The following is a 14291-nucleotide window of genomic DNA, read 5'->3' as shown; positions in this document are numbered from 1 at the left end:
CGGGAGTTCGACATGACAATCGAGAAAAGCGCGTCCTTCAGCCGTCGCAGTCTGATCGGAGCGGCCGGCGGGATCGCCGCTGCGCCACTCTTGGGCACGACGGTAACGGCCGCGCAAGCCACCCAAACTGCTGGCACAGGCAAGGACGCGGTCACTCGCATCGTTGGACGACGTCGGCTTGGCACGCTGGATGTGTCCAGCATCGGCCTCGGCGTCCAGAATATGAGCCGAACCTATCAGACGACGATCCCGACCAGATCCGAGATGTATAACATCATCCGGACCGCGTTCGACCGGGGCGTCACCTTTTTCGATGCCGCCGAAGCCTATGGCCCGCACGAAGTGGAACGGATCCTGGGCGAGGGCATCGGGTCGTTCCGCGACAAGGTCGTGATCACCTCCAAATTCGGCTGGAACATCGACTTGGAGACCGGTCAGCGTCGCCCAGGACTCAACAGCCGGCCGGAGCATATCAAGCTAGCGGTAGAGGGCATGCTGAAGCGGTTGCGCACCGACCGCATCGACCTTCTCTATCAGCACCGCGTTGATCCGCAGGTGCCGATCGAGGATGTCGCCGGCGCGATCAAGGATCTGAGAGCACAAGGGAAGGTCCTGCACTGGGGCTTGTGCGAGATGGGCCTTGGCACGCTGCGTCGCGCCCATGCCGAACTGCCCGTCACCGCGGTCCAGAATGAATATTCCATGCTCTGGCGTGGCCCCGAGACCGCCGTGCTGCCGCTCTGCGAGCAGCTCGGCATCGGCTTTGTGCCGTGGAGCCCACTCGGCGTCGGCTTCCTGACGGGCGCGATCGATGGCCAGACGCGCTATGCGCCCGGCGACATCCGGGGCGGCGAATCCCGGTTTGCACCAGAAAGCCTGCCAAACAATCTGAAGCTCGTGACGCTGCTCAGGCAGTGGGCGGAGCGCAAGCAGTCGACGCCCGCGCAGATCGCGCTGGCCTGGCTCCTGGCGCAGAAGCCATGGATCGTCCCTATTCCCGGCACGACGCAGATGCCGCATATGCTCGAGAATATCGGCGCATCAGCCGTGCGATTGAGCACGGCGGAGGTGGCCGAGCTTAATCTCGCGGTCAAGGCCATCACGGTTCAGGGCGCGCGCCTGCCCGATGCGGTGCAGGCGTTCTCCGACGTGGAAGCACCGCCGAGGGCCGGGAGCGCAATGTGACGAGCGGGGCCGACCTGTCGCGCCGGGCCATGCTTTCCGGGGCTGCGGTCATGGTGGTGGCAAGCACGCAGGCCTGCGCGCAATCCGGGCCCCGTCCCACCGGCGCGCAATCGAAGACACTTGTCGCCTTCTTCACGCGCACGGGAAATACCAAAGTCATTGCCGGCACGATCCAGCGCACCATTGGCGCGGACCTTTTCGAGATCGTCCCTGCCCGCCCCTATCCGAAGGACTATGAAGAGACAGTGGCTCAGGCGACGCGCGAGCGTGATCAGGACGTCGAACCGCCACTTCGCGGGCATGTCAGCGATATCGGCGTGTATGACGAGATTTATCTAGGCTTTCCGATCTGGGGTGAGACTGCCCCGCCGGTGATCCGCGCCTTCCTCAAAGCACACGCCCTGCGTGGAAAGACCGTCCGGCCCTTCATCACCCATGGCGGCTATGGCGTCGGCAAGAGCCTGTCCGTGCTCGCCAGTCACGCGCCGGGCGCGCAGATCGAACAACCATTTGTGATGGAAGCCGACCAGGAGCGGCGCACCATGAGCCAGGTGAAAGACTGGCTCGGCCAGATTGAAGGAGACAGGAATGAAGATGCGAACCCTTGGTAATGGCCTCGAGGTGTCGGCGCTCGGCCTTGGCTGCATGAGCATGACAGCTGTCTATGGGCCGGCACCGGACCGGATCGAGATGATCGCGCTGGCGCGCGCTGCGCACGAACGAGGCGTCACCTTCTTCGATACGGCCGAAGCCTATGGCCCGTTCACCAACGAGGAGATTGTTGGCGAGGCGCTCGCGCCAATCCGTGACCAGGTCGTCATCGCGACAAAGTTCGGCTTCGACATCGACCTTGAGACCGGTGACCGGTGACCGGTGACCGGCGCGGCGGCACCAACAGCCGACCCGAGCATATCAAGGCGGTGGCGGACGCGGCGCTCAAGCGGCTGCGGACCGATCGCATCGATCTCTTCTATCAGCATCGCGTCGACCCGGCCGTGCCGATCGAGGAGGTTGCCGGAGCGGTTAAGGACCTGATCGCGGCCGGCAAGGCCAAGCATTTCGGTCTCTCCGAAGCGGGCGTGCAGACCATCCGGCGCGCGCATGCCATCCAGCCGCTCACCGCGGTGCAGAGCGAATATTCCCTCTTCTGGCGGGAGCCAGAAACCGAGCTGCTGCCGACCCTGCAGGAACTGGGCATTGGCTTCGTGCCTTTCAGCCCTCTGGGCGCCGGCTTCCTCACCGGCAAAATCGACGAGAAGACCAGCTTCGAGCCGGGCGACTTCCGCACGATGGTGCCGCGTTTCACACCGGAAGCTCGCAAGGCCAACATGGCACGGGTCGGGATCGTGAGGGCGGTGGCCGACGCAAAGGGCGCCACACCGGCACAGGTCGCGCTTGCATGGCTTCTCGCCCAGCAGCCCTGGATCGTACCGATCCCGGGCACCAGCAAGTTGCACCGGCTGGAGGAAAATCTCGGCGCGGTGGAGCTGGCGCTTACCCCAGCCGAGCTCGAACATATCACGATGCAGTCTGCCAAAGTCGAGGTTCGTGGCGCGCGGTTGCCCGAGCCCGTTCTCAAGATGACTGGTCTTTGAACGGCGTTGTCCAGGAGAGGAATTTGCAATGACGAAGACCAGGGCGATCAAGCAGTTGGGTCGCGCGGCAGCTGGCGCGCTGGCGATTGGCTCCGGAGGTATTGTCGAGGCGCAGGAACCGCGGCGTTCGGTCGCGCCCAAGGCCATGCATGATAATGCACCGGCCCTGGCAACCTATACAGATGAGGTGCTGTTCGGTGATGTGTGGCGTCGACCGGGCTTGGCGCTGCGTGATCGCAGCCTGGTCACGCTGACGGTCCTGATCGCTACCGGCCGAACCGGCCAGATGGAAGGGCATCTCGCCCGTGGCCTCGACAATGGCCTGACGCCGATCGAGGTCAGCGGCCTTGTCACGCATCTGGCATTTTACGCGGGCTGGCCAAGCTCGGTCTCTGCGCTCGAGGTCGTCGATCGGGTGTTCCGCGCGCGTAACATCCCGCAGCCCGTGGCGCGAAGCGATGTGAAGATCCCTTTGCCAGCGTCGGACGCGGCGCGGCGCCGAAGCCTCGAGCAGGAGGTCGCGCCGTTCGCCCCCAAGCTTGCGGCGTTGACGAACGAGGTTCTTTTTCGTGACCTCTGGACCCGCAGCGAGCTTGCTCCGCGCGACCGAAGCCTGGCGACAATTGCTGCACTGGCCGCCAGCGGAGATGCAGACAGCGGAGATGCGGACCAGCTGCCTTTTCACCTCCAACTGGGCGTCGACAATGGCCTGACCTCTGAACAGATCGGCGAAGCGCTGACTCATCTCGCTTTCTACGCGGGATGGCCAAAAGCGATGGCCGGTGTCGCGGTATCAAAGAAGACCTTTGCAACTGCGTCTTCCGGACCGGAAGCGATAAACCCGTTGGCGGTCGTCCAACCGGACGCCAATGCGGTGCCTCGGCCCGCGCCGAACTTCACCGGCAATGTCAGCGTCACCTCGCCATTTCAGGCAACGGGGGAAGCCCGTCTCGGCGGTGCGACAGTGATGTTCGCACGCGGCGCGCGGAGCAACTGGCATGAGCATCCGCTCGGGCAACTTCTGATCATTCGCGAGGGGGCGGGTTGGGTGCAGGCCGAGGGAGAGCCCGTGCGTCTGGTGAAGGCAGGAGACGTTGTCTGGACCGCGCCCGGGGTCAAACATTGGCACGGCGCGACGCGGACGAGCACCATGTCTCACGTCGCCGTTTCGGAAATGAGGAACGGCGACACTGTCACGTGGCTCGGCCCAGTGAGCGACGCCGAATTTAGAGGACCATCCTGAACGGCTTGCAGGCCTCCACGAGAGACAGCGTCATCAGCGCTGGCTTTGTCTCGAACTATCGCAGCTTCTTGCTGCCCTCCGTCACTTGGGTGATGCCGCCGCCGCCCTTTATGTCGCGCTTGGAAGTTTCAGCTACAGGCACCGGCAGTGGCTCGCCGGTGATCGGATGAGGCCAGCGAAACGGATTGAACTGCCGCCCAAGTCCCTCGACGGGCGGATCGCTTGGCAGGTCCGGCGGCAGGTCTACACTCGGGGGCGCTGTCGGAAACCAGATGCGAGCGCGTTCGAGCGCAGCGTAAAATGTCATGGTCACCTTGATGCCGAGAATCTTCCAGCGGCCATCCTCCTTGACATACTCATTCTCGTATATCCCGTCAGCGAACAGGAATGTAGGGGTATCGGGCGGTGAATTTCCCTGCACCTCGGCCCGTGCGCGGGCGCTGGCGTGCGTTCGATCATCGTCAACGGTGATGAGCAGCTGCTGTTGCACATGATTGATGACCTCATTCTCGATCATCCCCCATCTCCCTCCTCCGAGAATCTCTTGGAGGAAGCGATGGATATTCTCCTTGCCCATGTAGCGGCCACGCTCGCCAATCTCGATCCAGGCACCTTCGTCGGCAAACAGATCGGCCATTTCCCGGAACATGCGATTATCGATCAGGAAACCGTAAGTGTACTGCAACCGCTCGATCTCATTCTTGTCCTCGAGCAGGCCAATCTGGTGACGGGCTGCCGCGAGTTGTGCGGCCTGTTCTTTGAAGGCAATGCGCAGCGCACCAATTTGTTCTTCGATGCTCGTCATCTCTGTCTCCTTCGCCATCACAGCGCTCGATATGCCATGGATCCACCCACCGGCATCTGCTCCGGCACTGGCTTGCCCTGCTCCCGTAGCAATTGCGGATATTCGCGTAACACGCTCTCGGCGTCCGTCACACCGAGCAGCTCGCCGTCCGCTCCGAGGTGAAGCATCGCGCCGTACATGATGAACATGACGTCGGTGTACCCCTCGACATCGTCCGCAACTTTCAGCGTGTGCGTGCTGCCCGGTGGCTCGAAGAGGTAGGAGCCAGGGCGATTGCTGGGGCTGTCCGGATATTCCAGATAGGCCCATTCGCCAGCGAACGTAAACGCGTGGATCTCCCCGCTATGCTTGTGTGGCGCGACCTTGAGGCCTGGCGCGAACAACATGCGGATGGCGTAGCGACCGCCTTCGATGTCGGCCATCAGCAGCTTGAGCTTGATGCCAGCGTCACCGGCCCAATTGTCGGCCCAAGGCAGATCGTCTGACGCGGCGTGAAATGATTCCGGTATGATGGGCATGCCTTTCTCCTGAGCTTTATGTCGGCGGCTCTGCGGTGCAGTTCGTCCTGTTTTTCAAGCCCGACGCGCGAAGGCGGCAGTTAGTGCGCGCGGAACGTCGTCGAGCGCGCGTTTGGAGATCTGCGCGTCGGGTACAAAATACTCAAAACCATGAAAGCCGCCCGCATAGACATGAAGTTCGGTCGACACACCGCCGGCCATCAGCCTCTGGGCGAAATCCAGACAGGAGTGCGTGAAGAGATCGAGATCACCGATCCCGATGTATGTTGGCGGCAATCCGGACAGATCGGCAATCCGGTTGGGCACCGCTTCGGTCGGCACGCCGTCGCCGCCCGAAGCCAGCCCCAGCAGTGAATCCCAGCCATAGCGATCATAGTCGCGGGTCCACACATATTCGCCCGCATAGGGATTGTCGGGATGCCGGTCGTCCAGCATCGGGCCGAGCAACAGCTGAAAATGAATCCTAGGCCCGTTCGTCTCACGAACGCGCAGCGCTAGGCGTACGGCGTGGCCACCGCCCGCGCTGGCGCCGCCGGTTGCGACGCGTTGCGGGTCGATGCCGAGCATGCGGGCGTTTTGATGAAGCCAGAGATATTGTGCATGAAGATCATCGACCGGTGCCGGCCATCGTGTCTCCGGCGCTAACCGGTAGGTCGGCAGGATCACGATGCACCGGGAAACCTTCGCCAGCCCGCTTGCCCAAGACTGCACACTCTCTGGATCGCCAACGACATAGCCTCCGCCATGAATGAAAAACAGGCACGAGGTATCTCCGCTGACCGTATCAGGCGTCAGAACGATCAGCCGCCTGGCCGGCGCGCCATTGGGGCCGGGCACCACATGCTCTGTGCGAGTTACACCTGGCGACAGAGCCTGCGTCAACGAGAGCGGGACCGAACGGGCGGCCTCGATCGTCTTATCGCTCAGCATTTGCGGCGGGAAGAGCTCGGCAACCCGGAGCAACTCGGGATCAACGAGATGGCGACTGATCGTCGACATTGTCAGAACATCCGTTTGACGGAGATCGACCATTCCCGAGGCCGGCCCAGCGCCGCTGATGCCACTCCATAGGTCGCATTGTAGCTTGTGCCGGCATAGTAAAATTTGTCGAACAGGTTGGTGACGGCAGCGCTCACAGTCCAGGTGCGTTCAGCGTTTTCGTACGTCAGGCGGCCGTTGAAGAGGCTGCGGCCCGCCACCAGATCTAACGGCGTATTGACGGCATTATAGTAGAAGCTGGACTGATAGGCCCAGTCGAACCGGGGCGTTAGCGAACCTGCTCCTCCCAACTCAGCCACATATTGAATGCCGGCAGAAGCCTGCCACTCGTTATTGAACGGAGCCTTCATGCTCAGCGCGATGCCCGTGGCCGGGTTGACGCTGGTATATTCGAAGTCGAGGTAGCCGATCGCGCCGTCGATCGTCAGTCCGGCGACCGGATGGACCGTATATTCCAGTTCCACACCCTTGACGTCGGCATCGCCGGCATTCGCCACGGCGGCGCAAGGGAACGGATCGGGAAGCGCCGGGCAGGATTGCAGCTGCAGCTGCATACCCTTGTACTTATTGTAGAAAATGGCGCCATTGAGCCTTATGGCGCGATCCAGCAAGTCGGATTTGAAACCGACTTCATAGGTGGTCAGCGTCTCGGGGCTAAATGGCACGACTTGGCTAGCGAAATAGGGGCGAGGATTGATGCCGCCGCCCTTGTAGCCGGTCGAGACTTGCGCATACGTCATCAGCGCATCGCTCCAGCGATAATTGACGCCGATGCGATAGTCGAAGCGGTCCCCGGAATAAGTCTGACTCGTCCCGTCTAGCCCGAATAGCAAGATGTTGGTCGGGAAGTTAGCAGGGCTGATCGGCGACCCATCCGCGTTGCGTCGGCCAAACGTGTATGTCTTCTTGTCGTCCGTGTAGCGCACGCCGCCGATGATGTTCAGATCAGGCGAGACATGAATTTCGGCATGAGCGAACACCGACTTGCTGATATTGGTGACAGGATCGTTGGTGAGGAAGTCGAAGGCGACATCGGGAATGTGCGCGCGACCGGTCAACAGGTCCTTGCCGTGGTAATAATAGCCGCCGACAGTGACATCAGCGAGATCATTGACCTTCGCGCTCAGCCGCAATTCCTGAGTGAATTGCTCATGGTCATAGGTGAACTCTTGCAGCAGAATAGCCAGCGGGGATCCGTCGAGGTCGATGCCGGTCGTGCCGGTCGCCTTGCGATAGGCGGTGATCGACTTCAGGCTGAGCATGTCGCTGAGCTCATAGTCGATTGAGCCCGACACACCCCAATTTTTGATGCGACTTTCCGGTGTGGTGGAGAAACCGCCTGGCGCCACTTGGAGATTGGGGAAAGCATTAAACGGAGGCACCGGCGGGAGGCCAGACGTGTAATTGCCGCCGGTCGAATAGGTCGCATAGGAGGTGTAGCTTTCCGGACCGGTGATGAAGCGGCTGTCATAGGGAACGCCCCCGGCCGGATTGCCTGCGACGTAGCTCCGCGTGTTCGGATTGTTTGCAAGGATCACCTTGGTCGCGACTTGCTCTGAATTGTTCTGCGAGACGTCGCCGATCAGGTTGATTTCGAGCGGGGAGTCTGACGGCGCATAACGAACTGCCACGCGTAGCGCCTTGACATCAAGGCCACCCTCGGTTCCGAGCCTGCAATCATTTTGGCCGCCTGTCGCAGGTAGCCCGCCGCCCGGGTTTACACAGCCGAAGTCGAGCAGCTGCATATAGCCGTCCGTATGTTTAGAAACGCCGGAAATGCGCATGAAGAGGCCGTCCGCAACGGGAATGTTGGCACTGGCTCGAACGTCGATCCTGCTGAACCGACCATAGGTGCCTTCGACGAAGCCGCCTGCCTCATCGTCAGGCTTGGCCGAAAAGAGCTTTATAGCGCCACCCAGCGAGTTTTTGCCCGCAAGCGTCCCTTGCGGTCCGCGAAGAACCTCGACGCGATCAAGGTCCGTGAGGTCGAGGACAGCACCGTAAGTTGTGCCGTAATAGACATCATCGATATAGATGCCGACGCCTGGCTCAAGCGCAAAACTGGAATCCGACTGGCCGACACCGCGGATGAAGGCGGCGATCGAGTTGCCCATTAGGCCGGTGGCGTTCGAGAGATTCACATTAGGCGAGATCTTACCTAGATCGGTAATCGTCGTCTGACTCCGCGCCACCAGCGCTTCACCCGAAAGTGCAGTGATAGCGATCGGCGTATCCTGCAATCGCTGACCGCGGAACTGCGCCGTCACGACGATCTCGGCATCCGCTTGTTCACTCTCTGCGGGCGGCTCGGCGGTCTGAGTCTGAGCCTGAGCCGCGCTGATTGCGAGTGCCGATGCGCTCATCGCCATACCGAATCGACTTAAGCTCTTCCCAAGCTTCCATTGCATATCAACCTCCCCAATAATTTTCTTAACATATTGTTTCGTAATAATATTTTCAGGCTGACCGAAGATCGTCCTGACGCTCGAGCGCGAATGCGCGGATCGACTTGGGCGCGCGGCCGGTCAGTTTCTCGACATCATCGGAGATGACGGCCATATAGCCTTCGCGGACCGCTCGCTCGACGGAGACCATATCGTCGCTCGACCAGGGAACATCGCCCACCGTCTGATCGGGCACAGCCTCGCGTGGAATGCCCAGACTGTCGAAGAAAGCGTACATGCCTTCGTCATCGACCGGCACATACTCGATGGGACGTCCCGCCACCTCGGAGATAAGCGCGGCGATCTCGCGGAAGGAGAGAAGTTCCGGTCCGGTGATGTTGTAGATGATATTGCGGTGGCCAGGCGTGCTCAGAACCGCGACGGCGCTCGCGACGCAATCCTCGCGCCAGACCTGGGCCATCTTTCCGTCCACAGCCGAGGCAATCCAGCGTCCACGTTGCAACGCGAGCGGTGACATCGCCTCGATGACCGCGTCCGTATATTGGCTGTTGCGCAGAATCGTCCAGTCGAGGCCGGACTCGGCCAGCATCGCCTCGGTGCCGCGATGGTCTCCGACGGCCAGCGACGGATTGTCGCCATCCTTGCCGACATAGGAGGTGTAGACGACATGACCCACCCCGGCAGCTTTGGCGGCATTGATCGCGTTGCGATGTTGTGGAATGCGGCTGCCGACCTTGCTCGCGCTGATGAGAAGCATCTTGTCGCCGCCGGCGAAGGCCGAAACGAGCGAGTCATAGTCGTCATAGTCGCCGCGTCTGACCGTGGCCCCTTGACTGGCCAGGTCCTGCAGCTTGCTCGGATCGCGAGTGACCAGGATCAGTTCGCGGGCCGGCATTCGCTCAAGCAGACCCTCAATTGTCGCTCGCCCGAAATTTCCTGATGCGCCCGTGATGATGATTGCCATCGGATGCCACTCCTATTGTCTTCAGACGTCCGCCGGAGCGTCGAGAAGAATTGATTTGAGCTCGGTGTAGCTGGTGATCCCGGCAACGCCGCCCTCGCGGCCGATGCCAGATTGCTTGAACCCGCCGAAGGGCAGGTGAGGATCAAACCGGAAGATATTGTGCGTGACAGTGCCGGTCCGCATGCCCCGTGCGACGCGATAAGCGCTTTCGCGATCATGGGTGAAAACGGCCCCGTAGAGGCCAAAATCGGAGGCATTCGCGGCCCGGATCGCGTCAGCCTCACCCGCGACCGGGAGGACTGAGAGGACTGGCCCGAAAATCTCCTCCTGCGCGATCTTCATTGACCGATCGACACATGAAAACAATGTCGGCTCGACATAGTAGCCGCGCGCCAAGTGCAGCGGCCGACCTCCTCCGAAGACCAGCCGAGCGCCTCCCGCATTCCCTGCTTCGACATAGCCAAGCACTCGGTCACGCTGCCGCTCCAGCGCAAGAGGGCCTAGTTGTGTGGCAGGATCGAATGGGTCTCCGACACGCACCTTCTCCATTTCCGCCCGGATCGCCTCGACCAGCGCATCATGACGATGCTTGGAGACGATCACGCGCGAAAGCGTCGCGCAGACCTGACCGGCCGACATGATGATCGTAGAGGTCAGCATCTTCGCAGCCGCCTCCAGATCATAATCGTCGAGGACGATCGCCGCGGACTTCCCGCCCAGTTCGAGCGTGCACCGGGCGAGCCGTTCGCCGCAGACCGACGCAACCCGCTTGCCTGCGATCGTTGATCCGGTCAGGCTGACCTTGTCGACACCGGGATTGCGAACCAAGTGATCGGCCGCTTCGCGGTGACTCGGAACGAGGTTGAGGACACCTGCCGGCAGGCCGATCTCGTCGGCCGCCTCGGCGATAATGAACGCCTCGATTGGCGTTTCTGGCGCAGGCTTCATGATGACCGTGCAACCCGCCAGCAGCGCGCCGGCAACCTTGCTGATCATGATGCCGAATGGGTTGTTCCAAGGCACGATGGTAACTGCAACGCCCACCGGTTCGCGCACGATCATTGCCTCGCCGTGGCCGTCTGCCGGTGCGCGCGTCTCCACAAAGGGATAGGTCTCGGCCTGGTCGATGGTGAATTGCAGCGTTGCCATCCCGCCGCCGATCACGAAGGGTGCGACGGTAGCCAGCGAACCGATCTGGTCGATCCAGGCGCGGACAAGTTCGGGCACGCGCGGCTCGAGCGCCGCATGCAGCTTGCGAAGCCAGGCGGCGCGTTCGGCCGGGTCCATGCGTGGCCATGGACCTTCGTCGAAGGCGTGCCGAGCCGCTGCGACAGCGGCGTCCATGTCCGCCTCGGTCGCTTCGGCGACGGTGGCGATCACCGCCTCGCTGTGCGCCGAGATGACCTCGATGCGCCCGCCCTTCGCCGGCTCTATCCAGGACCCACCGATAAACAGGCGATCCGGGTGCGACAGGCGAATGACTGGATGGGCAGCTAAAGTGGCCATGATGGCTCCATGAAATCAGGGTTCCTCACGCGGCGACCTGCGCGCGTTGGTCAGGCGTGGTGGGCGCAAGAGTTCTGCCCAGCATGAGATCGGAGAGCTTCTCGCCGATCATCACGGCGGGAGCGGCAGTGTTGCCGCTCACGATGCGCGGCATGATCGAAGTGTCCGCGATCCGCAGGCCCTCAATACCATGGACCTTGAGCGTGGCATCGACCACCGACTGCCTCGGGTCCAGCCCCATAGCGCAACTACCGGACGGATGGGCGCCAGTCTGGATCGTGTCACGAATGACCGCATCAAGGTCAGCGTCCGTGCGCACGGAAGATCCGGGAAACAACTCAGCCGCAATGATGCTGGATAAAGGCGCTGTCGCGAAAAACCTGCGGATGAACTTCAGCATTTCGCGCGCCGCCATCAGGTCGTCAGGGTGGCTCAGCAGCCCGAGATTTATCCGCGGCGGGTCGCGCGGATCGGCAGAGCGCAGGGTGATGCTGCCCCGACCCATAGGGCGCATCTGCATGGTGGCAGCCGTGAACTGGTTGCCCGCGGTTGGCCGCCAACCCGGAAACCAAGGGCGCGACATGAAGGAGACATGGCTGATCTGGAACTGCGTGTCTGGCCACTCCGAGCCATCCAGCAAACGGAGATAGGCCTGGACCGAGAGAGGTGCATAGCCGATCGGCCCGCCGCCCGAGAGGCCCCAACGCAACGCATGCAAGCCGAGGCGATCAAGTCGCAGCATGGCCTCAAAGCCGAGTGGACGCGATGCCGAGAATACCCCCGCGACCAGCGGATGATCCTGCAAGTTTGCACCGACCGCCGGCAGATCGGCTACCACCTCGATGCCGTGGTTGCGCAGATGCGCAGCCGGCCCGAGGCCGGAGAGCATCAGTAATTGCGGGGAGTTGAAAGCCCCCGCCGAGATGACGATCTCCCGCCCACGAACCTGGCGGACGTGGCCGTCCTGCAGAAATTCGACGCCAACCGCCTTTGCGCCGCTGATCAGTACCCGGCGAACCAGCACACCCGTCAAGACGTCGAGATTGCGCCGGCTCCGGATCGGGTCGAGATAGGCCGTTGCTGTGCTCTCGCGGCGGCCTTGGCGACAGGTGAAGTCCGGCATGCCGAAGCCTTCCTGGCTTTGGCCGTGGAAATCATCGAGCTCGTGATAGCCGAGGTTGCGCGCGGTCTCGATCATCGTGGGGTAGATGTTCGGGGCTTTGGGGTTGCGCGCCACGTTCCATGGACCTGAGCCGCCATGATAAGTCGTGTCGCCGCGCCAGTTCGTTTCAGCCCGGCGAAAATAAGGCAGAACCTCGTCGTAGCTCCAGCCCTTCAGGCCCATTTCCGCCCAGCCATCATAGTCGCCGCGATTGCCGCGCGAATACATCTGGCCATTGATGGAAGAGGTGCCTCCCAGCAATTTTCCACGTGCCTGCGGGAGCGTACGATTGCCGGTCATTTCCTCAGGCTCGGACTCGTAGCCCCAGCTGAACTTTCTCTTTTCTGAGGCGAGGTGCCAGGCGATGGGCGCTCTGATGAGTGGGTGACGCGCGGGGCCGCCCGCCTCCAGCAATAGTACCTTGCGGCCAGGATCGGCCGAAAGCCGATTGGCGACAACACACCCGCTGGTGCCGGCGCCGACGATGATGACGTCAAATTCCATCAGGCCGTCACGCAATTCCAGTTGCGCTTAACGCACCCTGTGCGTGACTGCTGCAAGTCATGCATCGCTACTTCGAGCGATAGGAACAGGCGATCCAAACGCCCCTCGACACGCATCTCGAACCCTCTCCCGACCCGATGACCGAGCCTCTTGAGGGGCAGCTATCGAACATCCGGCCTTGCCGGGAAGTAAGTTCAGGCTTAGCAAGTATTAAAGAATTGCTTAGGGGGTCTGCGTGATAACCTTTCGCCAGCTGGAGATTTTTGCCGCGATAATCCGTCACGGAAGCTTTCGCCGCGCGGCCGATCGCTTGGGCATCACTCCCGAAGCTGTGAGCGCTAACATTCGCGCGCTCGAAGGTCGGCTCTCCTATGAGCTCTTCGAGCGGCACGTCGGTGGCCCGGCGACGCTAACCGGCCCCGGGGAGCGCGCATACCAGTTCGCCTCAAATATTCTCGATGATCTGAGTTACCTATATGATGCGTCGGATCGCACCGCAGCACGCAGGGTCGTCGTCGGTGCCCATCCCTATATCATGCGCTATCTGCAGGCCGGAATTGACTCCTTCCGTGTGAGCCATTCCGATGTGCTCATCGATATGGATATCGATAGCAGCGGTACGCTCGGCTTTCCCGAAAAGGCGGAGCGCCGCATGGTAGATCTGGGCTATTATTTTAGCGTCGACGATGGTGGCGAGCTACCGCCTGCCCACTCCCTTTTGATGAAGCGCGAGCCGCTGGGTATTTTCGTCTCGCGAGATCATCCGCTCGCCTCCAAGCCCGTCGTGAGCGTAGCCGACCTTTCTGCGCTCCCTGCAATTCACCTGTCGCAGCGAACAGCGCTGCGGCCGCTCATCGATCGCGTGCTTGAAACATATGGCTTGGGTGAGGCGCGTGTCGGCGTTGAAACAGATGACTATGGCCATATCCTCACAAGCACTCAGCGCGGTGAAGGCTATGTGTGCATGTTCGCCTCCGCGCAGGATGAGCACTATGGCGGCGGGGCGATCAAGATGTTGTCGCTAGAACGGCCCCTGCCTGCCTTGCAGATCCGTCGCGCCTCCCGCAGCTTAGGACGTGGTGCCTTGGTCACGCAGCTGGAAGCGCATCTGCGCGAGACATTTCGGCACGTCGAACTCTAGGCAATGTCCAGGGTATCTTGACCGAGGTCCCTTCGCAAAGAGCGGCACCTTGTCTTGGACTGGAGCGCGCGTGAGAAGCCGATAACGAAGAGGGCAGGGGCAGGGACTGTCAGATATTTTGTGCGCGAGGCCGGTTATCGTCATCAGATGACGAACCGCTCGCCGAAGATCACGGCGAACTGGGTTTTTGCCTCGGCCCACTCGCGCGGTGGCCGTTTCCATTCATCGGCGGCCTTGTTGAGTACGAGGTATAGCAGCTTCATC

Annotated in this window: 11 protein-coding genes and 1 pseudogene; 5 read left to right on the top strand and 7 right to left on the bottom strand. The window is 61.6% G+C overall.

The genetic code is table 11. The annotated features are described in order from the left end of the window. Nucleotides 1-12: 12 nt before the first annotated feature. The 4 genes and pseudogenes from KM135_RS18795 to KM135_RS19905 all read left to right on the top strand — a co-directional run bounded on the left by KM135_RS18795 (nt 13) and on the right by KM135_RS19905 (nt 4023). Complete coding sequence (locus KM135_RS18795; protein ID WP_221715614.1) at nt 13-1185, top strand: aldo/keto reductase; 1173 nt, start codon at nt 13-15, stop codon at nt 1183-1185. Then, nucleotides 1182-1796: a flavodoxin gene (locus tag KM135_RS18790; protein ID WP_343228231.1), complete on the top strand. Its 615-nt coding sequence runs from the start codon at nt 1182-1184 to the stop codon at nt 1794-1796. Before KM135_RS18795 ends, KM135_RS18790 begins: the two co-directional genes overlap by 4 nt. Further along, a pseudogene (locus tag KM135_RS18785) lies at nt 1774-2780 on the top strand (aldo/keto reductase). Before KM135_RS18790 ends, KM135_RS18785 begins: the two are co-directional and overlap by 23 nt. A gap of 28 nt (nt 2781-2808) precedes the next feature. Then, nucleotides 2809-4023: a (R)-mandelonitrile lyase gene (locus tag KM135_RS19905; RefSeq protein WP_246606356.1), complete on the top strand. Its 1215-nt coding sequence runs from the start codon at nt 2809-2811 to the stop codon at nt 4021-4023. A gap of 55 nt (nt 4024-4078) precedes the next feature. Here KM135_RS19905 and KM135_RS18770 read toward each other — a convergent pair whose 3' ends face one another. Genes KM135_RS18770 through KM135_RS18740 form a run of 7 tightly spaced genes read right to left on the bottom strand, consistent with a single transcriptional unit; the run spans nt 4079 to nt 12886 of the window. After that, the gene (locus KM135_RS18770; RefSeq protein ID WP_221715613.1) at nt 4079-4828 is read right to left on the bottom strand and encodes a nuclear transport factor 2 family protein; all 750 of its coding nucleotides are present in this window, start codon (nt 4826-4828) and stop codon (nt 4079-4081) included. Nucleotides 4829-4845: 17 nt separating this feature from the next. Beyond that, nucleotides 4846-5346, bottom strand: coding sequence for a 2,4'-dihydroxyacetophenone dioxygenase family protein (locus KM135_RS18765; RefSeq protein ID WP_221715612.1), 501 nt, complete (start codon nt 5344-5346; stop codon nt 4846-4848). Nucleotides 5347-5400: 54 nt separating this feature from the next. Next, on the bottom strand, nt 5401-6345 hold the full coding sequence (locus tag KM135_RS18760) for an alpha/beta hydrolase (RefSeq protein ID WP_221715611.1): 945 nt from the start codon (nt 6343-6345) through the stop codon (nt 5401-5403). A 2-nt stretch (nt 6346-6347) separates the two neighbouring features. Continuing rightward, nucleotides 6348-8753, bottom strand: a complete 2406-nt coding sequence (locus KM135_RS18755; protein WP_221715610.1) for a TonB-dependent receptor — start codon at nt 8751-8753, stop codon at nt 6348-6350. Nucleotides 8754-8802: 49 nt separating this feature from the next. Further along, nucleotides 8803-9714 (bottom strand): SDR family oxidoreductase, encoded by a 912-nt coding sequence (locus KM135_RS18750; protein ID WP_221715609.1) that lies wholly within the window; start codon nt 9712-9714, stop codon nt 8803-8805. 21 nt (nt 9715-9735) lie between these two features. Beyond that, complete coding sequence (locus tag KM135_RS18745) at nt 9736-11220, bottom strand: aldehyde dehydrogenase (protein ID WP_221715608.1); 1485 nt, start codon at nt 11218-11220, stop codon at nt 9736-9738. A 25-nt stretch (nt 11221-11245) separates the two neighbouring features. Beyond that, nucleotides 11246-12886 (bottom strand): GMC family oxidoreductase, encoded by a 1641-nt coding sequence (locus tag KM135_RS18740; RefSeq protein ID WP_221715607.1) that lies wholly within the window; start codon nt 12884-12886, stop codon nt 11246-11248. 235 nt (nt 12887-13121) lie between these two features. Here KM135_RS18740 and KM135_RS18735 point away from each other — a divergent pair, with 235 nt between their 5' ends. Continuing rightward, nucleotides 13122-14027 (top strand): LysR family transcriptional regulator, encoded by a 906-nt coding sequence (locus KM135_RS18735; protein WP_221715606.1) that lies wholly within the window; start codon nt 13122-13124, stop codon nt 14025-14027. Nucleotides 14028-14291: the final 264 nt, after the last annotated feature.

The sequence above is a fragment of the Sphingobium xanthum genome, assembly GCF_019737615.1.
GTDB lineage: Bacteria > Pseudomonadota > Alphaproteobacteria > Sphingomonadales > Sphingomonadaceae > Sphingobium > Sphingobium xanthum.
The sequence above is the reverse complement of the archived record's forward strand: the minus strand, read 5'-3'. Positions and strand labels throughout refer to the sequence as shown.

Coding starts and splice junctions, on each gene's coding strand:
- KM135_RS18795 (WP_221715614.1), top strand. CDS start 13: ATGACAATCGAGAAAAGCGCGTCCTTCAGCCGTCGCAGTCTGATCGGA.
- KM135_RS19905 (WP_246606356.1), top strand. CDS start 2,809: ATGACGAAGACCAGGGCGATCAAGCAGTTGGGTCGCGCGGCAGCTGGC.
- KM135_RS18770 (WP_221715613.1), bottom strand. CDS start 4,828: ATGACGAGCATCGAAGAACAAATTGGTGCGCTGCGCATTGCCTTCAAA.
- KM135_RS18765 (WP_221715612.1), bottom strand. CDS start 5,346: ATGCCCATCATACCGGAATCATTTCACGCCGCGTCAGACGATCTGCCT.
- KM135_RS18760 (WP_221715611.1), bottom strand. CDS start 6,345: ATGTCGACGATCAGTCGCCATCTCGTTGATCCCGAGTTGCTCCGGGTT.
- KM135_RS18755 (WP_221715610.1), bottom strand. CDS start 8,753: ATGCAATGGAAGCTTGGGAAGAGCTTAAGTCGATTCGGTATGGCGATG.
- KM135_RS18750 (WP_221715609.1), bottom strand. CDS start 9,714: ATGGCAATCATCATCACGGGCGCATCAGGAAATTTCGGGCGAGCGACA.
- KM135_RS18745 (WP_221715608.1), bottom strand. CDS start 11,220: ATGGCCACTTTAGCTGCCCATCCAGTCATTCGCCTGTCGCACCCGGAT.
- KM135_RS18740 (WP_221715607.1), bottom strand. CDS start 12,886: ATGGAATTTGACGTCATCATCGTCGGCGCCGGCACCAGCGGGTGTGTT.